Source organism: Streptomyces sp. ActVer (genome assembly GCF_027270795.1).
GTDB classification, from domain to species: domain Bacteria; phylum Actinomycetota; class Actinomycetes; order Streptomycetales; family Streptomycetaceae; genus Streptomyces; species Streptomyces umbrinus_A.
In genome coordinates, this window is record NZ_JAPWHT010000035.1 from 1 (window position 1) to 22,513 (window position 22,513).

Here is a 22,513-nt window from a genome sequence, read left to right on the forward strand (position 1 = left end):
CTCGCGGAAGCCGCCGGCGTGCCCCTGGGCGGCGAGCGCCACGGGGCCGTCCTCGGCGAGTTCGAGACGGTGCGAGGGGCGGCCCTGTGAGCCGGCGGCCGCGCCGGGGCGCGCGTCGACGTGGATCAGTCCGAGTGCTTCGAGTTCCGCGGCGACCGCGCCTGCCGTCGCCCGTGTGACGCCGAGCTCGGCGGTGAGTACGGCCCGTGTGGGCGCGCGTCCGGTGTGCACGAGTTCCAGGGCGGGCCCGAGCGCACCCCGCCCCCGGTCCAGGCGTGTCCTGGTGCTTCCTTCTCCCGCCGCTCTGGGGGCCGCATTGCCGCTCATGAGGGCGAGTCTCCCATGATCCGGTCGTCCCGTGGCCAGGGCAACGACCCGAACGAACCGGACGAGCCGGATGGACCCGCCGCCCTAGAGGCCGCTCACCCGCAGCGTGACGTTCAGGCGCCCGGTCAGGCCCAACTCGGGTGGCGCCGTGCCCGCGTGCACGCGCGGCACCCCGTGGTACGCGAGCCGGGCGTCCCCGCCGAACACGAACAGGTCGCCGCTGCGCAGTTCCACGTCGGTGTAGGGGCGGGTCCGCGACTCGGTGTTGCCGAAGCGGAAGACGCAGGTGTCGCCGAGGCTCAGCGACACCACCGGAGCGTCGGACTTCTCGTCGCTGTCGCGGTGCATGCCCATGCGGGCGTCGGCGTCGTAGAAGTTGATCAGTGCGATGTCGTACGCCGCCGCCATGGCCGCCTCCGGGCCGAGCGCGTCGACGACCGCGCGGCGGCCCAGCTCCCCCAGCCACCCGGGGAACTCCTTCACCGGCGCCCCGTCCCCGTCGACGACCGTGCGCGCGTACCCGTACGGGTACCAGTGCCGGCCGAGGCAGACCTGCCGGGACGTCATCGTGCCGCCGCCCGGTGTGCGGACCGTGCGCAGCCCCGCGGGCGGGCGTGCCCAGGCGCGGCAGGCGTCGAGAAGTTCGCTCTGGCGCTCGGCGGTCAGCCAGTCCGGCAGGTGCACGGCGCCCGGCGCGATCTCCGTACGGGCCCGGGGGAACAGCTCGGCGTCCATGGCTCCCATCCTCGCGCACGTGCTCGGGCGGACGCCGGAAACCCCCTGAGCTGCGCCTCGGATAGCCTGGACCCAATGACCGACCGTATGACGACCCCCTCGGCCGAGCTGACGCTGGCCCGCTTCCCCGAGGACTCCCGTGACCAGCTCCGTGCGTGGGACGCCTCCGACGAGTATCTGCTGAAGCATCTCGCGGAAAGCGACCAGGCACTCGACGGCACGGTGGTCGTGGTCGGCGACCGGTGGGGCGCCCTCACCACGGCCCTCCGGGCTCACCGGCCGGTGCAGATCACCGAGTCGTTCCTCACCCGGGAGGCGACCCGCGCCAATCTGGCGCGCAACGGCGCGGCCCAGGACTCCGTACGCCTCCTCACCACCCAGGATCCGACGGTCGACCGCGTCGACGTGCTGCTGGTGCGGGTGCCGAAGAGCCTCGCGCTCCTGGAGGACCAGCTGCTGCGCCTGGCACCCGCCGTGCACGAGGGGACGGTCGTCATCGGCACCGGCATGGTGAAGGAGATCCACACCTCCACGCTGAAGCTGTTCGAGCGGATCCTCGGGCCCACCCGGACCTCGCTGGCCGAGAAGAAGGCCCGGCTGATCTTCTGCACGCCGAATCCGGGGATCACCAGACCGGCCAACCCGTGGCCGCACAGCTACACGCTGCCCGACGGGATCGGTCCCGCCTCCGGCCGCAAGGTCGTCAACCACGCGGGCGTCTTCTGCGCCGAGCGCCTCGACATCGGCACCAGGTTCTTCCTCCAGCACCTGCCGTACGAGGGCGGGGCCGAGCGCGTCGTGGACCTGGGCTGCGGCAACGGAGTCGTCGGTACGGCGATGGCGCTGGCGCGGCCTCGGGCCGAGACGCTGTTCCTTGACGAGTCGTACCAGGCCGTGACCTCGGCGGAGGCCACGTACTGGGCGAACACCGACGACACGGTGGAGTACGGCAAGGCGGAGTTCCGCGTCGGCGACGGGCTTGAGGGCATTCCGGACGCCAGCGTCGACCTCGTGCTGAACAATCCGCCCTTCCACTCGCACCAGGCGACGTCCGACGCCACCGCCTGGCGGATGTTCACCGGGGCGCGTCGGGCGCTGCGGCCGGGCGGCGAGCTGTGGGTGGTCGGCAACCGTCATCTCGGCTACCACGTGAAGCTGCGGCGCCTCTTCGGCAACAGCCAACTGGTCGCGAGCGACGCGAAGTTCGTGGTTCTGAAGGCCGTCAAGGAGTCCGCGGAGTCCTGAGGGTCGTTCGCAGGCGCCCGATGGGGTTCAGGCGGCGCTCGTCTCGCCGCGCAGGGCTCGCGGTGACGCTCCCAGTTCGCGTCGGCACGCCTTGTTGAAGGCCTGCAGGTCGGGGATGCCGACCGACGCGGCGACCGCCGGGATCGACAGGGTCGAGGCCCGCAGCAGGTGGTGGGCGCGGTCGAGCCTGCGGCGCCGGATGTACGCGACGACGGTGCCGCCCGTGGTGGCGCGGAAGAGCCGGGTCAGGTGGTTGTGCGAGACGCCCGCGGCGTGGGCCACGGCGGGCACGGTGAGCGGGGCGGCCAGGTTCGCCTCGACATAGGCGATCGCGGCGGTGACGGCGGGGTGCGGTCCGGGCCGCTCGGCCGCCGGGGCGAGATGGGCGATGCGCCACAGGGCCGTCCAGATCTCGGCACGGGTTCGCTCCGGCTCGCCAGGCCCGGAAGCGACCGCCTGGAGCAACAGCCGGGTCAGCATCGGGAGTTCGGGTCCGGCGTCCTGCATCACGGGCACGGTGCGCGGTGCCCCTGCATGGGCGATGCGCAGATGCGCGTACAGGTGTTCCGAGCGGCCCCGGTAGCGGTAGCGGACCGTCGCGCCGGGCGGTACGAGGCTGACTCGGCCGGGACGGATGACGTGCGCCGTTCCGTCGACGGTCAGCTCGGCCTCGTACTGGTACAGATGCAGTTGCCACAGCTCCGGCAGCCGGAAGACGTCCGTACGGCTCGCGACGCCGTGCACGCCGACGCCCGCGTTGGCGACGACGGGCGGCTCCCCGAGGTGGATCTCCGTCTCGCGCATGGTGAAAAACTACCAGCGGTGGTGAAACGGGCCAACGCGCCGGACGGGCCCCGCTCCGTACGTTCGGACCATGACGAATCCCGAGCATCCCCCGCCGCCTCTCCCTCGTCCTGTCCGTCCCTCTGTCTCGCCGCTGCTGAGCTCGGAGGTCGCTCCGCTGCTGAGCTCGGTGCGGATGGCGCATTTCGTGGCCCACGGCTCGTTGCGCCTCGACGCGGTGGTGCCTGCGGAGATGAACGCCGAGGCGATCGGGTTCCTGGGGCGGGGCGTCCCTGGCGTGCCGTACGGCAGCGCGGTGGCGGACGCCTATCCCGAGGGCTCCTTCGCCCGGCGGCTCCTCGACATCCCGGCCGTGGCCGGGGCCCTGCGCAGCCTCGTCGGCCCGGACCCGCGCGTGGACCACCACGCGGTGCACGTCCGTGAGCCCCGTGAGGGGTCGGCGCAGCCGCTGCACGGCGACGCGATCATCGACGTGCGGACCGATGCCTTCGACGTCCAGCTGATGTACTACCCGCAGGACGTGACCCTCGACATGGGCGGCACCCTCAGCGTGCCGGGCAGCCATCTGCGGCGTACGAACGAAACGGACACCGGCCGCTACCAGAACCTGCTCGGCCAGTCCCGGCTCGTCTGCCCGGCCGGGACCGTGGTGTTTCTGCACCACGGCCTCTGGCACGGCGGGCGGCGCAACGACAGCGACGCGGTGCGGTACATGTTCAAGATCCGCTTCAATCCGGCCGTACGGCAGCGACGGCTGTGGGACACCTCGGACCTCGGTGATCCCCGGGTGGCCGAGGAACTCTCGACGACCTTCCCCTGGTACGAGCCCGCCACCGGCCGGCTGGAGATCTACAACCGCGTGCTGCTGTGGCGGTCCCTGACCGGCGACGAGTCCTTCGACCTGGAGCACTGGGTGACCCGCGTCTCCAACCGCCCTCAGGAGGAGGTCGCATGACGGTCCGACAGCAGGTGCTGGTGCTCTATCTCGCTACGTCGGCCCTGGACTCGCCGGTGGTCGGCTGGTCGGTGTACGACGGGACCGGGCGCACGTCTCCCACCACCGGCGACAGCGACGAGCCCCCGTACAAGTCCGGGGTGGGCGCCCTGCGGGACGGCTGGCGGCTGTTCCAGGCGGCCCAGTTGATCCCGCCGTACCCGGGGAGCGAGTACGACGTGTCGTTCCTCAAGCACGAGTTCTTCTTCGAGAAGCTCGTGGAGGGCACGGAGATCGTGGAGGTCGTGGACGCCGGCTGAGGTGTCAGCCGGTGGTGCCCAGGACCCGGATGATCCGGGTCACCGTCTCCGCCATCGCCGCCCGTCCCACGGTCAGGTACTTGCGGGAGTCGACCGCCTCGGGATGGGCGGTGAGGTAGTCCCTGATCGCTCCGGTCATCGCGATGTTCAGGGCGGTGCCGACGTTCACCTTCGTGATGCCGCCCGCGACGGCCGCCCTCAGCTCGGCGTCCGGCACACCGGACGAGCCGTGCAGCACGAGCGGCACGTCGAGGGCCGCGGCGAGACGCTTGAGGAGATCGTGGTCGAGGGCGGCGGTGCGGGTGGTCATGGCGTGCGTACTGCCGACGGCCACGGCCAGGGCGTCCACGCCGGGGTCGGCGACGGAGGCGCGCGCCTCGGCCGGATCGGTACGGGCACCCGCCGCGTGGGCGTCCAGCGGCGGCTGCCCCGCCTTGCCGCCGACCTCGCCCAACTCGGCCTCGATCCACAGTCCTTGGGCATGCGCCCAGTCGGTGGCGGCCCGGGTGGCCGCGAGGTTCTCGGCGTACGGGAGACGGGCCGCGTCGTACATGACGGAGCTGAAACCGGCGCCGGCCGCCTGCCGCAGGAGCTCGTCGCTCTGGACGTGGTCGAGGTGCAACGCGGCGGGTACGGAGGCGTGTTCGGCGGCGGCGCTCGCGGCGTGGGCCAGCGGGAGCAGTCGTCCGCCGCGGAACTTCACCGCGTTCTCGCTGACTTGGAGGATGACGGGCGCGTCCGCGACCTCGGCCCCGGCGACGACGGCCTCGACGTGTTCCAGCGTGATGACGTTGAACGCCGCGACGGCGGTGCGGGACGCGGCCGCCCGGGCGACCAGCTCTCCGGCTGCTGCGAGAGACATGGACTCCCCCTTCAGGGCGTGGTGAGGATGACCGAGCGGGTGAGGTGGCGGGGCTGGTCGGGATCGAGACCCCGGGCCGCGGCGACGGCCACGGCGAGGCGCTGGGCGCGGACGAGTTCGGCGAGCGGGTCGAGCTTGCCCCCGACCCACAACGCGCCCGTGTCACGCACCTGTTGGGCCAGCCCCTCGGGCGCCTCACCCAGCATCCAGGTCGCGGTTCCCGCGGTGGTCACACTGATCGGCCCGTGCCGGTACTCCATCGCCGGATAGGCCTCGGCCCACGCGAGCGAGGCCTCACGCATCTTGAGCCCGGCCTCGTTCGCGAGCCCCACGCTCCACCCGCGCCCGAGGAACGTGAACTGCGTGCAGTCGACGAGCCCTTCGGGCAGTGGCTCCGCCAGCGCGGTACGGGCGTCGGCGACAACGGCGTCGCCGTGCAGCCCGATGTGCGCCCGCAGCAGGGTGAGCGCGGTGGTCGCGAACCGCGTCTGCACCACGGACTTCTCATCGGCGTAGTCGAGCACGGCGATGTCGTCCGCCGCCTCCATCACGGGAGTTCGCGGATCAGCGGTGATCGCGACCGTCCGCGTACGCCCCTTCAGCCGGCCGAGCAGTTCGAGCACCTCGGTGGTGGTGCCGGAGCGGGTCAGGGCGACCACCCGGTCGTACGCGCGGCCGTGCGGGAACTCGGAGGCGGCGAAGGCGTCCGTCTCGCCCTGCCCCGCCTGCTCGCGCAGCACCGCGAAGGCCTGTGCCATGAACCACGACGTGCCGCAGCCGACGACGGCTACCCGCTCCCCGGTGGCGGGTAGCACATCCCCGTGGCCCGCGGCTTCTTCCGCGGCCCGCGCCCAGCACTCGGGCTGGCTCTTCAGCTCGTTCTCCACGTGGCTCACACCGCGTCCTCTCCGTCATGATGATTGTTCGTGCAAGATATAGCCAGCTTTCGAGCACAATCAAGCATTCCTGAGTGAACGGTGTGCGTTAGGGTCGCCGAAAGATCAGGGAACGGCCGCTGCGCGGAGCGACGCACGGATCGTTCGGGTCACTTCGCGGATCGACGGACGGAGGGTGCGGATGTCGCGCGACGCCCGCTGGCAGGCGCTGCTGGAGCTGCTCGTGGAGCGGGGCCGGCTGGATGTCGAGGAGGCGGCGGCAGAGCTGGCGGTGTCGGCTGCCACGATCCGGCGCGACTTCGACCAGCTCGCCGAGCAGCAGATGCTCGTACGCACCCGGGGTGGCGCGGTCGTGCACGGCGTCTCGTACGAGCTGCCGCTGCGCTACAAGACGGCCCGCCACGCCTCCGAGAAGCAGCGCATCGCGAAGGCGGTGGCCGACCTCGTCGCGCCCGGCGAGGCGGTCGGCCTGACCGGCGGCACGACCACCACCGAGGTGGCCCGCGCGCTGGCCGTACGCAGTGATCTCGCATCCGGCTCGCCCGCCCTGACGATCGTCACGAACGCCCTCAACATCGCCAACGAGCTGGCGGTGCGGCCCCAGTTCAAGATCGTGCTGACCGGCGGCGTCGCCCGCCCCCAGTCGTACGAGCTCGTCGGCCCCCTCGCCGACGGCGTGCTCGGCCAGATCACCCTCGACGTGGCCGTCCTCGGCGTGGTCGCCCTCGACGTGACCCACGGCGCGGCGGCGACCGACGAGGCGGAGGCCGCGATCAACCGCCTGCTCTGCGAGCGGGCCGAACGCGTGATCGTCGCCGCCGACTCCAGCAAGCTGGGGCAGCGGGCCTTCGCCCGGATCTGCGCGGCCGAGTCGGTGGACACGCTGGTCACGGACGTGGCGGTGAACGCGGACATGGTGCGGCGGTTCGAGGAGGCGGGCGTCACGGTCGTCGCCGTCTGAATCGGCTCCGCGACCCGAAGGAGCGCGGGACTGTGTCGATGTGCGGCTCCGCCGCGTGGGCGCGACCAGGCACGACGGCCTCGCAGACGAAGTACCGGCCACCCGCGGGACGCTCAGCCCTGGAACCGGTACCGCCGCTCGGGCCGCCCCGCCGCCCCGTAGCGCAACGTCACGTCCGCGCTGCCGACGGTGTGGAAGTGTTCCAGGTAGCGGCGGGCGCTGACGCGGGAGATCCCGGCCAGGGTGGCGCACTCGGCGGCGGAGAGGGTGCCCTCGGCGGTGCGGAGGGTGCGTTCGATCAGTTCGGCGGTCTCGACGCTCATGCCCTTGGGGAGGGTGCCGGCGGCGGAGGCCGGGACGGGCGCTCCGGCCAGGACCCGGTCCACGTCGGCCTGGCCGTGCACGACGGTGGCGAGCAGGCGGCCGCGCTGGACGGCGTAGCGCTCCAGGCGGGCGCGCAGGTCCTCGAACTCGAACGGTTTGAGGAGGTAGTCGACGACGCCGTGGCGGACGGCGCCGCGGACCGTGTCGGCCTCCCGGGCGGCGCTGATGACCATGACGTCGCAGTCGTGGCCGGAGGTGCGCAGGCGGGGGATGACGTCGAGGCCGAAGACGTCCGGCAGGTAGAGGTCGAGCAGGACGAGGTCCGGGTGCAGTTCGTCGACGGCGTGGGCGGCCTGCTCGCCGGTGTTGGCGACACCGACGACCCGGAACGGCTCGACGCGTTCGACGAAGGTGCGGTGGACGCGGGCCACCATGAAGTCGTCGTCGACCACGAGCACGTCGATCGTGCCGGTCGCGACGGACGTGCCCGGCCCACGGGGCGTCTCCGGCGTATCGGACGTGCCTTTCATCCCCTTCATCGGGCCGCTCCTTCCGCCACCGCGTCGGTGAGGTGGCTGACGGTCATGCGTGCGGTGAACATGGCCCCCTCGGGGGTGTTGGTCACCGAGATCTCACCACCGTGACGCTCGCAGACCAGCCGGGTGAGCGCCAGGCCGATACCGCGCTCGCCCTCCTGGGCCGCCTTGGTGGTGAAGCCGTGCAGGAAGACCTCCCGGGCGAGTTCCGGAGCCACGCCGGGACCCGAGTCACGGACCACGATCTCCACGCTGGAGGCGTCCTGCCGCAGTTCGACCTCGACCCAGGCCTCGTGGCCCTCCGCCTCACCCGCGACCCCGGCGGCGGACGCGGCGTCCACGGCGTTGTCGACGAGGTTGCCGACCACGGTCGCCACGTCGGCGGCGTCCTCCGGTACGAGCCGGTCGAGCGCGGTGCTGTCGGAGATCCGCAGCCGCACCTTCCGTTCGGCGGCCAGGGAGGCCTTCGCCATGAGCAGGGCGGCGACGGCGGTGTCGCGGACACGTCGGCTGAGGGTGACGTCCAGCGACTGGCGGCGCTGGTTCAACGCGCGGATGTAGCGCACGACTTCGTCCTCCTCGCCGATCTCGATCAGCCCGGAGATGGTGTGCAGCTGGTTGGCGAACTCGTGGGCCTGGGCGCGCAGCAGTTCGGAGGAGCTGCGGAAGGAGCCGATCTCCCGCTCCAGGCGGGCCAGCTCGGTGCGGTCGCGCAGGGTGGTGACCGAACCGAGCAGACGGCCGTCCTTGGTGACGGTCATCCGGTTCATCACCAGCACCCGGCCGTGCCTGATCACGACCTCGTCGCGCTCGTGGGGCGCGCCCTTCCGGTCGCCCACCAGGACGTCCCGCAGCCGTCCCTCGATGCCGAGTTCGGCCAGACTCTGGCCCACGCAGTCCTCGGGAAGGTCGAGCAGGCGGCGGCCCATGTCGTTGGCCAGGGTGAGCCGGTGCTGCGGGTCCAGGGCGATCACGCCCTCGGCGATCCCGTACAGCATCGCCTCGCGGTGCTCGGCAAGGCCGGCGATCTCGCGGGGCTCCAGGCCGAGGGTCTGCCGTTTGACGCGTCTGGCCAGCAGCCAGGAGCCCACCAGGCCGAGTCCGCTGGCGATGCCCAGGTAGGCGAGCAGGTACGAGGACGCGCCGTTGAGCCGCTGCCACACCGTCGGGTCGGCCTCGCCGATCATGACCGTGCCCAGGTACTGACCGAGGTTCTGCTGTGTCGCGCCGAGTACCGGAACCTGGGCCACGAGCTGGCGGCTGCCGTCCAGCGTCAGCGAGCCCGACCAGCCCCGGCCCTCGGCGGCGCCCTCGCCGAGCGTGAGCCGGTCGCCGATCGCCGTGGGGTTCGTGGAGCTGACGATCCGGCCGTCGGCGTCGGTCACCGTCACGGAGGTGACCCCGGACTGGGTCTGTGTGGAGTTCACCAGCGGGGCGAGGGCCTCCAGCGGCACGGGCCGTACGAGCTGGCTGCGGACCAGGGGGTTGGCGGCCAGTTGCTCGGCCAGCGCGGCGACGCGGCGGCCCTCCACGCGGTTGAAGGTCGCCTCCGACTGCGCGAGGGAGACCGCGGCGACGGCCAGCAGCACCACCACGACGATGGCGAGCTGGAGCACCAGCATCTCGCCCGCGAGGGTCTGACGGCGGAAGGTGGCGACCACGACGTACTCAATCTCTCGGGCCGACACGGCGTTGGGCGGCTCGTCCTGGGGTCGCACCATCATGGACCCCGCTCACGTCGGGGAAAAGGGGCGAGCGGGGAGCCGGGACAGAACTCCCTCCGTATCCTCACGACCGACGCCGGTGGCCACAAAGACCACAACCTCCGTTGGTTCCGGAAGAGAGACAGACGTTCGACGTACGGGCAACATGTGGCCCACGTCACCCTCCCCACAGGGCTTCCCCCGACCTCATCGACGTACCGACAGGTGGTGGCATTCGTGCGCCTGCGCACCCTCCTCGCCCTGTTCGGGGCCGCCGTGCTCGTGCTCGTGGGCCCTCCGTTGCTCACGGCGGGCAGCGATTCCGCGACGGGCACGCAGATCCCGGGCCTGCGCTTCATGGTCCCCAACACGCCCGGCGGCGGCTATGACATCACGGCCCGTACGGCCGCGAAGAACGCCGAGGACGCCGAACTCACGCACAACATCGAGGTGTTCAACCTGCCCGGCGCCGGCGGCACCGTCGGACTGAGCCGGCTGGTGAGCGAGCACGGCAACGGCAAGCTCGCCATGTCGATGGGCCTCGGTGTCGTGGGCGCGGTCCGCTCCAACGACGCGCCCAAGACGCTCGCCGACACCACCCCGATCGCCCGGCTCACCGAGGAGCAGGACGTCGTGGTGGTCGGCAAGGACTCCCCGTACAAGACGATCGACCAGCTCGTCGAGGCCTGGAAGAAGAACCCGGGCAAGCTTCCGGTGGGCGGCGGTTCCTCGCCGGGCGGGCCCGACCATCTCGCGCCCATGCTGATGGCGAAGGCCGCCGGTATCGCTCCGAAGGACGTCAACTACGTGCCCTTCGACGGCGGTGGCGAGCTGCTCGCCTCGATCCTCGGCAACAAGGTCGCCTTCGGGGTGTCGGGTGTCGGCGAGTACCTCGACCAGATCAAGGCGGGGGAGCTGCGGATCCTCGCGGTCACCGGTCCGGAGCGGGTCGACGAACTCGCGGACGCGCCCACGCTGAAGGAGTCCGGCTACGACGTGGACTTCACCAACTGGCGGGGCATCGTGGCCCCGCCCGGCCTGTCGGACGCCGAGCGCGACAAGCTCGTACGCCTCGTCGAGGAGCTGCACGACTCCCCCGAGTGGCAGAAGTCGATGCAGCAGAACGGCTGGGACGACGCCTTCCTCACCGGCGAGAAGTTCGGTGACTTCCTCGACGCCCAGGACAAGCGCGTGGTTTCGGTACTGAAGGAGCTGGGACTGTGACGACGCCGACCACCGAAGCCTCCCCGACGCCGCCCACGGACGAACGGCGCTCGTGGCTGCGCGACCACTCCGAACTGGGCGTCTGCGTCCTGTTGTTGGCCCTCGGCGCGCTCGTCCTGGGCGACGCGCTCACCATGGACGTCGAGATCACCCAGCGCGGTCCCGTCGGGCCGAAGACCGTGCCGATCGTGGTCGGTATCGGGCTCCTCGTCATCGCCGCCCTGCTCGCCGTCGACGTACTGCGCGGCGGCCGTGGCGAGGCCGAGGGCGGCGAGGACATCGATCTGTCCGAACCGGCGGACTGGCGCACGGTGTTGCTGCTCGCCGGGGTGTTCCTCGGCGCGGCCGTCCTCATCGAGCCCGTCGGTTTTCCGGTCGCGGGTGCGCTCCTCTTCTGGGGAGCGGCCTTCGCGCTCGGCAGCCGCCGCTTCGACCGGGACCCGCTCATCGCGGCCGTGCTCTCCCTCGCCACGTACGTGATCTTCAACAACCTGCTCGGGGTACCGCTGCCCGGCGGCCCGCTGATGGGAGTGCTGTGACATGGACGCCCTCAACTCCCTGATGGACGGGTTCGGTACGGCGCTCACCCCGATCAACCTGCTGTGGGCCGCCATCGGCGTGCTGCTCGGCACGGCGATCGGTGTGCTGCCCGGTATCGGACCCGCGATGGCGGTGGCCCTGCTGCTGCCGGTGACGTACGGCCTGAACCCGATCGGCGCGTTCATCATGTTCGCCGGTATCTACTACGGCGCGATGTTCGGCGGCTCGACCACCTCGATCCTGCTCAACACGCCGGGCGAGAGCGCGGCCGTGGTCGCGGCCATGGAGGGCAACCCGATGGCCAAGTCGGGGCGCGGCGCGCAGGCGCTCGCGGCCGCCGCCATCGGCCACTTCGCGGGCGGTCTGATCGGCACGATCCTGCTGGTGATGCTCGCGCCGACGGTCGCCGAACTGGCGGTGGACATCGGCGCGCCCGACTACTTCGCCATCATGGTGCTCGCGTTCATCGCCGTGACGTCCGTGCTGGGCTCGTCCCGTATCCGGGGTCTCGCGTCCCTGCTGATCGGACTGACGATCGGGCTGGTCGGCCTCGACCAGATGACCGGGCAGCAGCGGCTGACCTTCGGCTCGCTCCAACTCGCCGACGGTATCGACGTGGTGATCGTGGCGGTGGGTCTCTTCGCGATCGGCGAGGCCCTGTGGGTGGCGGCGCATCTGCGGCGCAGTCCGGGCGAGCCGATACCGGTGGGCCGGCCCTGGCTGGGCAAGGCCGACGTGCGGCGGACCTGGAAGTCGTGGCTGCGCGGACCGGTCATCGGTTTCCCGTTCGGCGCGATCCCGGCGGGCGGCGCCGAGATCCCCACCTTCCTGTCGTACGTGACGGAGAAGCGTCTGTCGAAGCACAAGGACGACTGGGGCAAGGGTGCGATCGAGGGTGTGGCGGGGCCGGAGTCGGCGGCGTCGGCCTCGGCGGCGGGCACGCTGGTGTCCATGCTGACCCTGGGGCTGCCGACCACGGCGGTCGCGGCGGTCATGCTGGCCGCCTTCCAGCAGTACGGCATCCAGCCGGGCCCGCTTCTCTTCGAGCGCGAACCCGACCTGGTGTGGGGCCTGATCGCCTCCCTCTTCGTCGGCATGGTGCTGCTGCTCGCGCTCAACCTGCCGCTGGCGCCGGTGTGGGCGAAGCTGCTGCGCATCCCGCGGCCGTACCTGTACGCGGGGATCATGTTCTTCGCGGCGGTCGGCGCGTACGCGGTCGGCGGCGAGGTCATCGACCTGGTGATCCTGCTGGTCATCGGCCTGATCGGCTTCGGTATGCGGCGCTACGGGCTTCCGGTGCTGCCCGCCGTCATCGGCGTCATCCTCGGCCCGAACGCGGAACAGCAGCTCCGGCGTGCCCTGCAGATCAGCGACGGCAGCGTCTCGGGACTGGTCAACACGCCCTTCTCGGTGACCGTGTACGTGGTGATCGTGCTGCTGCTGGCCTGGCCGCTCCTGAAGAAGCTCGTGGTGCGGAAGCGAGCGGAGGCCTGATCGGTTCCCGGTGCCCCGACGGGCGCCGGGAACCTCGTTCCCTCACTCCGGGTGGTGCCGCGTCGCCGGGGGCGCGGTCCGCCGGACACTCCAGTCGAAGGTCCCCCGGCACACCAAAGTCCCCTCGGCGTCGGTGACTTCGGCACCGGTGGAGAACCGGGCCCGGTCGGTCTGCCCGTCGAGGAGCGGACGCAGAGCGCGCCGAGCCTCGTCGGTGAGACGACAGGTGGCCACGAGCCGCCCGCGCGCCGGAGCGAGGAACTCCAGCGAGGCCGCCGCCCCCAGGGGCACGACCCCCTGAAAATCCTCGGGGCGCGCCGCGGCGGCGATGATCGCTCCCAGACCGGCCGCGTCCACCAGGGCGACGAGGCCGCTGGAGTGCAGCGAGCCGATGACGTTCGTCAGTGCCTCGGGGGTGTCCGCCGCGATCTCGGCCAGGCCGTCGGCGGCCCGGAGCACCTCGACGCCCGCGGTCCGGTGCGCCGGTATCGGTTCCAGCAGCGAGCGCGCCAGCGGGGTCATGTCCATCGGCGCAGCGTGGCACGCCCCGTTTACGGCCGGGTGTCCCGAGGGTGCCCAGTGCGTGCGGCGCGCACGATCCGCCGACAACCACCGGCAACCGCCGGGAACTCCAGGGCGTCCCCGTCCGACCACTGCAACAACAAGCCCCGCACTGACGAGGCCGTTGCGCTGCGGTGTGCGGCTCGTCCGGCCCTGAATCGAGGTTGCAGCTGTATGCACTGGTACGAGGACGACGGATTCTGGTCGGACTTCTCCGAGACCATGTTCTCCGGGCGCAGGCGTACGGAGACGGAGGGCATCGTCGCAAAGTCGCCACTGCTGGAGTTCTCGCCCGGGAGCCGGGTGCTGGACCTGTGCTGCGGACCCGGCGTGTATCTGGTGCCCCTGGCCCGCCGCGGATACGCGGTGACGGGGGTGGATCTCAGTCCGGTCATGCTGGAGCGTGCCGGTGCCGTGTGCGAGGAGGCCGGGGCCGAAGTCCGGCTGGTGCGGGCGGACATGCTGACGCACGTCGAGCCCCGCTCGTACGACGTGGTGCTCAACGTCTTCACGTCGTTCGGCTACTTCGACGCCCCGGAGGACAACGAGCGGGTGCTGCGCAACGCGTACGACTCGCTCGTGCCGGGTGGCCAGTTGCTCATCGACGTGATGGGCAAGGAGGTCCTCGCGGGCTGGATCGGCCGGCCCCAGCTCGTCGAGCTGGACGGCGGCGCGTACGTGGTGCAGCGCGACACCGTGCTGGACAGCTGGACGCGGCTGCGCACCGACTGGACGCTCGTGCGCGACGGGATCGCGCGGGAGGCGTCGATCACCTCGTTCCTCTACAGCGCGGCCGAGTTGCGCGCGCTCTTCGAGGCGGCCGGCTTCACCGACGTGTGCTGTTACGGCGACTTCGACGGCGGCCCGTACGACAACCACGCGAAGCGGCTGATCGTGCGAGGGACCCGTCCTGAACTCTCCGCCGATGCGCGGGAACTCTGAAGCGGTCGCGGCCGACTACTGCTGAGCGGGCGGTGTTTGGGGCTGCCAGCGCCCGAACTGCCGTACGGACAAAGGGACTTCATGGCCGAAGCGGTATCCGAGACACCCTCCGCCGAGCCCGGGGACCACCGCACCCTCGCGCGATGAGGCGCGTCACGAGGAGCCGCGTCAGGAGCCGGACGGTCGCGGTGCGGGTCGCGGCAGGCTGCTGACCGCGCTGGTGGTGCTCTCCGTGACGCTGGTGGTCTCCGTCCTGGCGGGGATCGCGCTGGGGCCGACCGTCGTACCGCCGGCCGAGGTCGTGCACTTCCTGTGGGCGGCCCTCACCGGCGGCGGGATCGGCGACGTCAGCGGCGCCGAGAAGATGTTCTCCCTCGGGCTGGCCGGCCGGATGCGCGGCTACGTCATGAACAAGCTCGGCGACCCGGCCATCAAGGGTTCGCCCTGGCGCGGGGACTACACCGGGGTCGAGCGGCTGGGCACCGAGCGCATCACCCGGGAGATCGTCGTCGACGCCAAGGCCGACTGGGTGCTGGCCGGCTGGAACTCCGGCTTCAGCGAGGAACGCGGCATCACACCGGCCCTGTTGGAGAAGGTCGGCGTCGCCAGCTATCTGCACACCGAGACCTGCTGGGACTACGGCGACAAGAGCGTGGACGCCAAACCGCTGGACGCGCTCTACACCGACCTGGAGAACCTGGGCCGGATCTTCGGCGTCGAGAAGCGGGCCGACGAGCTCGTCACCGACCTCAAGGACCGCGTCGCCGCGCTGAAGAAGACCTGGCCCGAGAAGGGCGATCCGGCAAAGGTCTTCGTCTACGACTCGGGCACCGACCAGCCGTTCACCGCGGGCCGCCATGCCGCGCCGAACGACATCGTCACCGCCGCCGGAGCGACCAACGTCTTCGACGGGCTCAACAAGGGCTGGACGACGGTCGGCTGGGAACCGGTGATCGAGGCGAAACCCGAAGTGATCGTGATCGTCGACTACGCCGACCAGCCCGCCAAGGACAAGATCGCCTACCTCAAGTCGCTCAAGAGTCTGAAGTCGGTACCGGCGGTGAAGGACAACCGCTTCTTCGTGATGTCGTACGGCGACGCCGTCAGCGGCCCCCGCAACGTCGAGGGCGCCGAGGACCTGGGCCGTTACCTGCGCTCGGTCGGGCGGTGACGGTGACTCCGACGCGTACCGCACCCGAACCAGGACCCGCACCCACTCCCCCGGTCCACGAACACATCACCGACGCGATGAAGGCCCCCGACCTGCTGCGGCTGTCCGACAACGTGGTGCTCGCCCGCTTCGAGACCCTCAAGGTCTACGCCGCCCTCGGCGCGGTCCGCTCCCTGCTGGAGCGGGGGACCGTCCAGCCGGGCCAGACCCTCGTCGACAGTTCCAGCGGCATCTACGCCCTGGCCCTGGCGACGGCGTGTCACCGGTACGGGCTGAACTGTCACATCGTCGCCTCCACCACCGTGGACGCCGCGATGCGCGCCCAGTTGGAGATCCTCGGGGCGACCTTGGACCAGATGCCGCCCTCGCGGGATCTGAGGCTCGACCAGGAACGGCGGGTGCGCCGGGTACGGCAGTTGCTGGCCGAGCGGCCCGGTCTGCACTGGATGCGGCAGTACCACGACGCCGTCCACTACACGGGCTACCGCGAGTTCGCCGACCTGGTCGACCGTGCGCTGCCCGACGCCCCGCTGACCGTCGTGGGTGCCGTGGGCACGGGGTCGTCCACCGGTGGCCTGGTGGATCCGCTGCGCGAACGCGGCCGGGCCGTACGGCTGTTGGGGTGCAGCCCTTCGGGAGCGTCACCTTCGGCAGCGAGGGGTTCAGCGACCCCTAGGCGATCATCGCGGGCATCGGCAGCTCGATCCCGTTCGACAACGTCCGCCACGACCTCTACGACACGCTCCACTGGCTCGACTTCCGCCACGCCATGGCCGGTGCCGTCGGTCTGCTGCGGGAACACGCCGTGTTCGCCGGCCTGTCCACCGGTGCGGCCCACCTGGTCGCAGGCTGGGAGGCCGCGCACCACCCCGAGCGGGTGCACGTCGTGATCGGCGCCGACACCGGACACCGCTACACCGAGCGCGTCTTCGCCCGCCACGAGGAGGCCCTCGACCCGAGCGTCCTCAAGCCCCACCAGATCACCGGCCTTGCCGATCTCGCCCCGCCCTGGTCCGTGATGGCGTGGGAACGGCGGCGCTACGACGTACGCGGGACCGCAGCGCCGGCACAGGTACCGGCACCGACCGCCACATCGACCGACGTATCGGCCGCCGTATCAACTGCCTCAACGAACAAGGAGGACCGGGCATCGTGACCATTGCCGCCCTGGAAGCGCTCACCTTCGGACTGGGCCGCCTGGCGGAGGCGGCCGGCGGCGCCGGGCACCGGCTGTGCCTGCTGACCGGGGACCGGGCCGTCTACCGCCACGAACTCGCCCACCTCACGCCCGAAGCGCTCGCGGTGCTCGACATCGTCGACGTCGACACGTTCGACGAGTCCGCCTGCGCGGCCGCGCTGGCCGCCGTGCCCGACCTGCGGGGGCTCGTCAACTCGACCGACACGTGGAGCGTTCCGGGCGCCGACCTGGCCGCCAAACTGGGCCTCCCGGGGCCGGACCCGGCCGCGGTCCGGCTGCTGCGCGACAAGAGCCGGGTGCGCACTCTCCTGCACGAGCGTGGCCTGAGCCGTGGCCGCGCCCTGACCGTCGCCGTCCGCCCAGGGGGCACCGCCGATCCCTCCGCAGCCGCCGAGATCCTCCGCGGGATCGGTCTCCCCGCGGTTCTTAAGGACTCGGCGGGCACCTCCTCCCGCAACGTGTGGCCGGTACGCGACGAAGAGCAGCTGCACGCCGCTCTGGCCGAGGCAGCCCAACGCGCCTTCGCCGGCGGGCTGTTCGCGGAGCCCTTCTTCTCCGGCCCCGTCTACAGCGCGGAAACCCTCAGTTGGGAGGGCGAGACGAGGCTGATGGGCGTCCTCAGTCGGCAGATGTCCCCCGAGCCGTCGGTCCGAGAGGAGGCAGCGGCGTTCCCCGTGGCCTTCCCTGATCCCGAACTCGGCCTGCTCCAGGACTGGGTGGGGCACGTACTGGTGACCGCCGGCCATGACTCCGGCTTCGCGCACGTGGAGTTCGTCCTCACCGCCGAGGGACCGGAACTGGTGGAGATCAACCGCCGTATCGGCGGTGCGCTCGTCGGCGAGGCACTGTGCCGGGCCCTGGGCATGTCTACGAGGCCATGGTCGACACGGCTCTCGGCCGCCGCCCCGCGCTGCTGGACGGCCCGGTCGATTCCGCCTCCGGTCCCGCCACCGGCTTCGTGCTCGTCTACCCGGACCGGCGCGGCACGCTCAGGGGCTGGACCGGCCTCGACGCCCTGTCCGCTTTCCCCGGCTCGCCCGAGTGGTATCCGACGGCCGTCCCCGGGCGGCGTGTGGAGCACCTGGGTGACCAGCGAGGCTGTACGGGGATCGTGCTGGCCGAGGCAGCGACGGCCGAACTGGCCCTGCACCGGGCGCTCAGCGCGGCCGGGAGCGTACGCGCGGTCGTCGCGGCCGACGGCAAGGGGTGACACCGCCGGCCGAGCCGCCCGGCCGACTGCGATCCCGCCCGGCACGGCTCACCGGGCTGAAACGCCTCAAAGGGCTGACCGGTCTCAGCGGCCCGCAGTACTTCCTGCTGGCCGGATCGTTCCTCATCCCGCTGGGCAGCTTCGCGGTGCTGCCCTTCATGTCGGTACTGCTGCACCAGCAGTTGGGGATGGGACTCGGCGCCGTCGGCGTGGTGCTCGCCATCGCCTCGTTCGTACAGTTCGCCGGTGGTGTCGTGGGCTCGGTGGTCGCCGAACGCATCGGGCTGCAACGCACCATGCTGCTCGCCCTGGTGGTCCGTACGGCGGGCTTCGCCGGCTTCGTCCCGGGGCTCGGCCATCCGGCCGCGGCCGTCACCGCGTTGTTCCTCGTCTCCTGCGGTGCCGCGCTCTATCTGCCCGCCAACAAGGCGTACTTGGTGCACGGCGTCGCGGACGAACAGCACCCGCTGCTGCTGTCCGCGAGCGGCTCCGCCCTCAACGCCGGTATCGCGCTGGGTCCGCTCGCCGCCGCCCCCTTCGTACTCAGCGCCTCGGCGGGACTCTTCACCGCGGTCGCCGTACTGTTCGCGGCCATCACCGTGGGCCACGCGCTGCTGCCCGTCGAAGCCCCGGACCACCACCCGGAAAGGGAAGGTGTCGACCCCCAACACCCGCCCCGCCAGCGGCAGAAGCCATTCGCCGGACTGCCGGTCCTGCCCTTCGCGGTCACCGTCCTCAGCGTCTACGTCTTCATGTTCTTCCAGCACTACCTCGCGGTGTACGCCGTGCCCCGGACCTCGACGGAGTTCTACGGTCTGGTCCTCGCCCTCTACGCCGTGCTCCTGGTGGTGGCCCAGCCGCTCCTGTCGGACCGGATAGCCCGCATGCCGTACGACCGTGCCCTGCGACTCGGATTCGCAGCGCTGGCCGTCGGCATGGCCACGCTCGCTCTCGGCAATCCCGCCGCCCTGCTGGCCGGAGCCCTGCTCATCTGCCTCGGCGAGATCGTGCTCTTTCTCAAGAACGACCTCGAAGCCCTGGCCCGGTCTCCCCGAGCCCCCGCCGTCGTCTTCGGCCACCAACGGCTGGCCGCCGGAATCGGCGCGTTCGCCAGCGGCATCGCGGGAGGCGAGGGCTACGGACTGGCCGAGCGCTCGGGGTGTCCCGGTCTCTTCTGGGCCGCGGTCGCCGTTCAGTGCGCGCTGCTGCCCCCGCTGCTGATCCGTGCACTGCGCCGCCTCCGCCCCGATTCCGCGACCGACCACTGACCCTGTACATCGGATCTATTTTGGGCTCACCACCATCATTGACGCCCCAAGCGGCCAGATCTACCCTTCGTCAGGCAATAGACCCGATGAATCGCTCGAATCACTCGTATCGCTCCGAGGATTGGATTGGCATGCCCTCCTCAAATCCATCGAGACGAACCGTTCTCGCCGCCGGAGGCTTACTCGCCGGAGGCGCCGCCTGGGCGATGACCCCGTCGACGTCCTCCGCCGCCGCCTCCGCCTCGTCGCCCACGGACGGCTGGAACAAGACCGCGTTCACCTACGGCATGCAGAAGCCGTGGAACCTGGACCTGGGCGACCGGTACAGCAACAGCGGCGGCGTCCACCGCATGTGGGTGTACGACACCGACGAGCCCATGTCGCAGGGCAGTTCCACCGACCCGCGCACCGAGATGCGCTGGAGGCAGGAGTACACGTCCGGACAGCACATGTGGGACGCCGACGTGTACCTCCCGTCCGGCACCAACGGCGCGACCTTCATGCAGATCCTTCGTGTGATCCACCCGTCGGGCACACCGGCGACGGACTTCATGCTCAACGCCTACAGCGCGAGCGGCGGCACGGTGAGGGCGTACGACAGCACGGTCCTCAGGACGAACGCCTACAACACGTGGTTCAACGTCAAGCTCGAACACAACGCCTCCAGTCGCAGCGTCAGGGTCTACTTCGACGACGAACTGGTCCTGACGACCCAGGACCGGGGACCCGCCACCCGCCACTTCAAGAACGGTGTCTACCACCACGGCAGTGGCCGGGCCGAGGCACGCTTCCGCAACCTCACGTACTGGACGCGGTGAACCGTGTCGCATCTTGGAGGCACCCGCAGATGACCTCTAGAAGAGTTGTGCTCGGTTCGGTGCTGGGCGGCACGGCAGCCGCCGCGCTGCCAGGAGTCGCCGAGGCGGCATCCGCCCAAGTCCCGGACGCCGTGGGCGAGGACCTCACGGCCGGCTCCGCCGACGGCCGTTGGAAGCTCCGCAACCGCATGGGCTCGGACGGCGCGTGGACCGACTTCCTGCGCAGGCAGGACCTGGTGTGGCGCAGGATGCCCACGCTGTGGCACGAGGGACCGTTCCTCGGCGACGGCCGGCTGGGCAGCATGGTCTACAAGGAGCCGGGTGCGAACAGCGTCCGCTTCACCGTCCAGCACGGCGAGGTGCAGGACCACCGGCCCGAGTTCGGCAGCGGCTGGGGCACCTGCCGACTGCCCGTCGGACATCTGACCCTCGATCCGGTCGGCACCATCGGCACGGTCGACTGGCGCCTGAGCCTGTGGAACGCCGAACTCACCGGCACCATCACCACCGACAAGGGCACCCTGACGCTCTCCGCCCTCATCCACGACGGAATCCTCGCCGCACGCGTCACGGCCGACGGCGACGAGGAGGTCCGCTGGACGTTCCACCCCGAGGAGGCCGTCAGCCCCCGGAAGATCAGCGATGCACCGCCCACGGGATACGTGCCCAACCCGCCCTGGACCACCCGTACCACCGGCGACGTCGAGCAGGTGCTCCAGCCGCTCCTCGGCGGCGGCCAGACCGCGACCGCCTACCGCCGCTCCGGCGACACCCTGCTGCTCAACGTGGCCCACAGCCACCCCTCGGACACCCGGGCCGGGGAGGCCTCGCTCAAGAAGATCCAGCGTGCCGCTCCCTACGCAGCGCTCCGCAGAGAGCACACCCGCTGGTGGCACGTGTTCTACCGCCGGAGCTTCGTCTCGATCCCCGACGAACGGCTGCAGAGCTTCCACTGGATCCAGCTCTACAAGATCGCGTCGGCCAGCCGCGAGGGCGGCCCCCCGATGGCCACCTGCGGACCCTGGCTCGAACCCACCCCCTGGCCCGCCGTGTGGTGGAATCTCAACATCCAGCTGGAGTACTGGCTCATCCACGGCTCCAACCACCTTGAACTCGACTCGCTCGCAAGCACACTGAGGCAGAACCAGGAACAGCTGATCGCGAACGTGCCCGCCGCGTACCGGGCGGACAGCGCCGGAGTCGGCCGCAGCTCCGACATGTTCGCGAACCGCGGTGTCCCCGTGCCGGGCAGCGGGGGCGAGGCGGGCAATCTGACCTGGGCCCTGCACAACGTATGGCTGAGCTACCGCCACAGCATGGACGAGGACCTGCTGCGCGACACGGTGTACCCGCTGCTGCGCCGCGCGATCAACTACTACCTGCACTTCCTCCAGCCGGGCGACGACGGCAAGCTGCATCTGCCGTCGACGCTGTCCCCGGAGTATCCGGTGGTCCCTCCGAAGGACACCAACTACGATCTGGCGCTGATCCGTTGGGGCTGCGGCACGCTGCTTGAGGCGTCCGAGCGCCTGGGCGTCGACGACCCGCTCGCGCCGCGCTGGCAGGAGGTGCTGGCCAGGCTGACGCCGTATCCGGTGGACGACAACGGCTTCATGATCGGCGCGGACACGCCGTACGCGCAGTCCCACCGCCACTACTCGCACCTGCTGATGGTCTATCCGCTGTATCTCGTGAACTGGGACCAGCCGGAGCAGCGCGAGCTGATCGAGAAGTCGGTCGTCCACTGGCACGCGCTGACCGGCTCCCACCGCGGCTACAGCTATACGGGCGCCGCGTCGCTGTACGCCATGATGGGCCGCGGCGACACAGCCCTCTCGTACCTGAAGAAGTTCTTCGACACCACAACCCGTTACCCGTGCCGGGCCAACACCCACTACACCGAGGCCGGGCCGGTCATCGAGACACCGCTGTCGGCGTCGCAGTCCCTGCACGACATGCTCTGCCAGAGCTGGGACGGCGTCGTACGGGTCTTTCCGGCCGTGCCCGACTCCTGGGCCGATGTCACCCTGCACGACTTCCGCACCCAGGGAGCCTTCCTGGTCAGCGCGGTCCGCAGCGGCGGCGTCACCCGCTTTGTACGCGTACGGAGTCTGGCGGGCGCGCCGCGGCGCCCCCGGCACGGTCTGACCGGCGGACGGGTGACCGCCGTACTGGACGACGGCACCCCTGCCCGTACCCACACGGCGGACGACGGCACCCTGGCCGTCGAACTGCCCAAGGGACGCGAGGTGTTGTTGTACGCGGGCAGGCGACCCGACCTCGTCATCGCCCCGGTCTCCCCGAGCGAGCCGGGAGAGCCCTGGGGACTGCCGTAGGCGGTTCGGCGTGGCCGGGCGGCCCGCGAGGAGCAACACCGCTGCCCGGTCACGCCGACACCCGCATGTGTCGGCCACGACCCCGGCCTACAACCGGCCGTCGT

Annotated in this window: 21 protein-coding genes and 2 pseudogenes; 15 read left to right on the forward strand and 8 right to left on the reverse strand. The window is 71.0% G+C overall.

The annotated features are described in order from the left end of the window. Positions 1-327, reverse strand: a pseudogene (locus O3Q52_RS08605) (ROK family protein); the annotation flags it as partial. A gap of 84 nt (positions 328-411) precedes the next feature. Beyond that, complete coding sequence (locus O3Q52_RS08610; RefSeq protein ID WP_269648213.1) at positions 412-1,062, reverse strand: alpha-ketoglutarate-dependent dioxygenase AlkB; 651 nt, start codon at positions 1,060-1,062, stop codon at positions 412-414. A 75-nt stretch (positions 1,063-1,137) separates the two neighbouring features. Between O3Q52_RS08610 and O3Q52_RS08615 the strand changes: the two genes are divergently transcribed. Further along, complete coding sequence (locus O3Q52_RS08615; RefSeq protein WP_269648214.1) at positions 1,138-2,307, forward strand: methyltransferase; 1,170 nt, start codon at positions 1,138-1,140, stop codon at positions 2,305-2,307. 27 nt (positions 2,308-2,334) lie between these two features. Here O3Q52_RS08615 and O3Q52_RS08620 read toward each other — a convergent pair whose 3' ends face one another. Continuing rightward, on the reverse strand, positions 2,335-3,111 hold the full coding sequence (locus O3Q52_RS08620) for an AraC family transcriptional regulator (RefSeq protein ID WP_269648215.1): 777 nt from the start codon (positions 3,109-3,111) through the stop codon (positions 2,335-2,337). Positions 3,112-3,286: 175 nt separating this feature from the next. Between O3Q52_RS08620 and O3Q52_RS08625 the strand changes: the two genes are divergently transcribed. Both O3Q52_RS08625 and O3Q52_RS08630 read left to right on the forward strand, forming a co-directional pair. Then, the gene (locus O3Q52_RS08625) at positions 3,287-4,066 is read left to right on the forward strand and encodes a phytanoyl-CoA dioxygenase family protein (protein ID WP_269648240.1); all 780 of its coding nucleotides are present in this window, start codon (positions 3,287-3,289) and stop codon (positions 4,064-4,066) included. Continuing rightward, complete coding sequence (locus tag O3Q52_RS08630) at positions 4,063-4,365, forward strand: hypothetical protein (protein ID WP_269648216.1); 303 nt, start codon at positions 4,063-4,065, stop codon at positions 4,363-4,365. The genes O3Q52_RS08625 and O3Q52_RS08630 overlap by 4 nt, the downstream gene beginning before the upstream one ends. Positions 4,366-4,369: 4 nt before the next feature. Here the strand turns inward: O3Q52_RS08630 and O3Q52_RS08635 are convergent, their stop codons facing one another. Both O3Q52_RS08635 and O3Q52_RS08640 read right to left on the reverse strand, forming a co-directional pair. Then, positions 4,370-5,227, reverse strand: a complete 858-nt coding sequence (locus O3Q52_RS08635; RefSeq protein WP_269648217.1) for a class II fructose-bisphosphate aldolase — start codon at positions 5,225-5,227, stop codon at positions 4,370-4,372. 11 nt (positions 5,228-5,238) lie between these two features. Beyond that, the gene (locus tag O3Q52_RS08640; protein WP_269648218.1) at positions 5,239-6,123 is read right to left on the reverse strand and encodes an SIS domain-containing protein; all 885 of its coding nucleotides are present in this window, start codon (positions 6,121-6,123) and stop codon (positions 5,239-5,241) included. A 181-nt stretch (positions 6,124-6,304) separates the two neighbouring features. Here O3Q52_RS08640 and O3Q52_RS08645 point away from each other — a divergent pair, with 181 nt between their 5' ends. After that, on the forward strand, positions 6,305-7,084 hold the full coding sequence (locus O3Q52_RS08645) for a DeoR/GlpR family DNA-binding transcription regulator (protein ID WP_269648219.1): 780 nt from the start codon (positions 6,305-6,307) through the stop codon (positions 7,082-7,084). A gap of 113 nt (positions 7,085-7,197) precedes the next feature. Here O3Q52_RS08645 and O3Q52_RS08650 read toward each other — a convergent pair whose 3' ends face one another. After that, complete coding sequence (locus O3Q52_RS08650; protein ID WP_269648241.1) at positions 7,198-7,938, reverse strand: response regulator; 741 nt, start codon at positions 7,936-7,938, stop codon at positions 7,198-7,200. Between the two features lie 5 nt (positions 7,939-7,943). Then, positions 7,944-9,605 (reverse strand): ATP-binding protein, encoded by a 1,662-nt coding sequence (locus tag O3Q52_RS08655; protein ID WP_269648242.1) that lies wholly within the window; start codon positions 9,603-9,605, stop codon positions 7,944-7,946. A gap of 279 nt (positions 9,606-9,884) precedes the next feature. Between O3Q52_RS08655 and O3Q52_RS08660 the strand changes: the two genes are divergently transcribed. Genes O3Q52_RS08660 through O3Q52_RS08670 form a run of 3 tightly spaced genes read left to right on the forward strand, consistent with a single transcriptional unit; the run spans position 9,885 to position 12,905 of the window. Further along, a complete protein-coding gene (locus O3Q52_RS08660) occupies positions 9,885-10,871 on the forward strand; it encodes a tripartite tricarboxylate transporter substrate binding protein (RefSeq protein ID WP_269648243.1) in 987 nt (328 codons plus the stop codon). After that, positions 10,868-11,410, forward strand: coding sequence for a tripartite tricarboxylate transporter TctB family protein (locus O3Q52_RS08665; RefSeq protein WP_269648220.1), 543 nt, complete (start codon positions 10,868-10,870; stop codon positions 11,408-11,410). Before O3Q52_RS08660 ends, O3Q52_RS08665 begins: the two co-directional genes overlap by 4 nt. 1 nt (position 11,411) lies before the next feature. After that, positions 11,412-12,905: a tripartite tricarboxylate transporter permease gene (locus O3Q52_RS08670; protein WP_269648221.1), complete on the forward strand. Its 1,494-nt coding sequence runs from the start codon at positions 11,412-11,414 to the stop codon at positions 12,903-12,905. Between the two features lie 42 nt (positions 12,906-12,947). Here O3Q52_RS08670 and O3Q52_RS08675 read toward each other — a convergent pair whose 3' ends face one another. Then, positions 12,948-13,433 (reverse strand): PaaI family thioesterase, encoded by a 486-nt coding sequence (locus O3Q52_RS08675; RefSeq protein WP_269648222.1) that lies wholly within the window; start codon positions 13,431-13,433, stop codon positions 12,948-12,950. A gap of 207 nt (positions 13,434-13,640) precedes the next feature. Between O3Q52_RS08675 and O3Q52_RS08680 the strand changes: the two genes are divergently transcribed. The 8 genes and pseudogenes from O3Q52_RS08680 to O3Q52_RS08710 all read left to right on the forward strand — a co-directional run bounded on the left by O3Q52_RS08680 (position 13,641) and on the right by O3Q52_RS08710 (position 22,409). Further along, positions 13,641-14,408, forward strand: a complete 768-nt coding sequence (locus O3Q52_RS08680) for a class I SAM-dependent methyltransferase (RefSeq protein ID WP_269648223.1) — start codon at positions 13,641-13,643, stop codon at positions 14,406-14,408. Between the two features lie 232 nt (positions 14,409-14,640). Continuing rightward, positions 14,641-15,579, forward strand: a complete 939-nt coding sequence (locus O3Q52_RS08685) for an ABC transporter substrate-binding protein (RefSeq protein WP_269648224.1) — start codon at positions 14,641-14,643, stop codon at positions 15,577-15,579. Beyond that, the gene (locus O3Q52_RS08690; protein ID WP_332112885.1) at positions 15,576-16,469 is read left to right on the forward strand and encodes a pyridoxal-phosphate dependent enzyme; all 894 of its coding nucleotides are present in this window, start codon (positions 15,576-15,578) and stop codon (positions 16,467-16,469) included. The genes O3Q52_RS08685 and O3Q52_RS08690 overlap by 4 nt, the downstream gene beginning before the upstream one ends. Then, positions 16,457-16,735, forward strand: a complete 279-nt coding sequence (locus tag O3Q52_RS54120; protein ID WP_332112886.1) for a hypothetical protein — start codon at positions 16,457-16,459, stop codon at positions 16,733-16,735. The genes O3Q52_RS08690 and O3Q52_RS54120 overlap by 13 nt, the downstream gene beginning before the upstream one ends. Continuing rightward, positions 16,732-17,987, forward strand: a pseudogene (locus tag O3Q52_RS08695) (ATP-grasp domain-containing protein). Before O3Q52_RS54120 ends, O3Q52_RS08695 begins: the two are co-directional and overlap by 4 nt. Positions 17,988-18,043: 56 nt before the next feature. Further along, on the forward strand, positions 18,044-19,255 hold the full coding sequence (locus O3Q52_RS08700) for an MFS transporter (protein ID WP_269648244.1): 1,212 nt from the start codon (positions 18,044-18,046) through the stop codon (positions 19,253-19,255). 206 nt (positions 19,256-19,461) lie between these two features. Continuing rightward, positions 19,462-20,073 carry a polysaccharide lyase family 7 protein gene (locus tag O3Q52_RS08705; protein ID WP_269648225.1) on the forward strand — a complete coding sequence of 204 codons (612 nt, stop codon included), beginning with the start codon at positions 19,462-19,464 and terminating at the stop codon, positions 20,071-20,073. Between the two features lie 29 nt (positions 20,074-20,102). Continuing rightward, positions 20,103-22,409, forward strand: a complete 2,307-nt coding sequence (locus tag O3Q52_RS08710) for a Tat pathway signal sequence domain protein (RefSeq protein WP_269648226.1) — start codon at positions 20,103-20,105, stop codon at positions 22,407-22,409. Positions 22,410-22,513: the final 104 nt, after the last annotated feature.

Coding starts and splice junctions, on each gene's coding strand:
- O3Q52_RS08610 (WP_269648213.1), bottom strand. CDS start 1,062: ATGGACGCCGAGCTGTTCCCCCGGGCCCGTACGGAGATCGCGCCGGGC.
- O3Q52_RS08615 (WP_269648214.1), top strand. CDS start 1,138: ATGACCGACCGTATGACGACCCCCTCGGCCGAGCTGACGCTGGCCCGC.
- O3Q52_RS08620 (WP_269648215.1), bottom strand. CDS start 3,111: ATGCGCGAGACGGAGATCCACCTCGGGGAGCCGCCCGTCGTCGCCAAC.
- O3Q52_RS08625 (WP_269648240.1), top strand. CDS start 3,287: ATGGCGCATTTCGTGGCCCACGGCTCGTTGCGCCTCGACGCGGTGGTG.
- O3Q52_RS08630 (WP_269648216.1), top strand. CDS start 4,063: ATGACGGTCCGACAGCAGGTGCTGGTGCTCTATCTCGCTACGTCGGCC.
- O3Q52_RS08635 (WP_269648217.1), bottom strand. CDS start 5,227: ATGTCTCTCGCAGCAGCCGGAGAGCTGGTCGCCCGGGCGGCCGCGTCC.
- O3Q52_RS08645 (WP_269648219.1), top strand. CDS start 6,305: ATGTCGCGCGACGCCCGCTGGCAGGCGCTGCTGGAGCTGCTCGTGGAG.
- O3Q52_RS08650 (WP_269648241.1), bottom strand. CDS start 7,938: ATGAAAGGCACGTCCGATACGCCGGAGACGCCCCGTGGGCCGGGCACG.
- O3Q52_RS08670 (WP_269648221.1), top strand. CDS start 11,412: ATGGACGCCCTCAACTCCCTGATGGACGGGTTCGGTACGGCGCTCACC.
- O3Q52_RS08675 (WP_269648222.1), bottom strand. CDS start 13,433: ATGGACATGACCCCGCTGGCGCGCTCGCTGCTGGAACCGATACCGGCG.
- O3Q52_RS08680 (WP_269648223.1), top strand. CDS start 13,641: ATGCACTGGTACGAGGACGACGGATTCTGGTCGGACTTCTCCGAGACC.
- O3Q52_RS08705 (WP_269648225.1), top strand. CDS start 19,462: ATGACCCCGTCGACGTCCTCCGCCGCCGCCTCCGCCTCGTCGCCCACG.
- O3Q52_RS08710 (WP_269648226.1), top strand. CDS start 20,103: ATGACCTCTAGAAGAGTTGTGCTCGGTTCGGTGCTGGGCGGCACGGCA.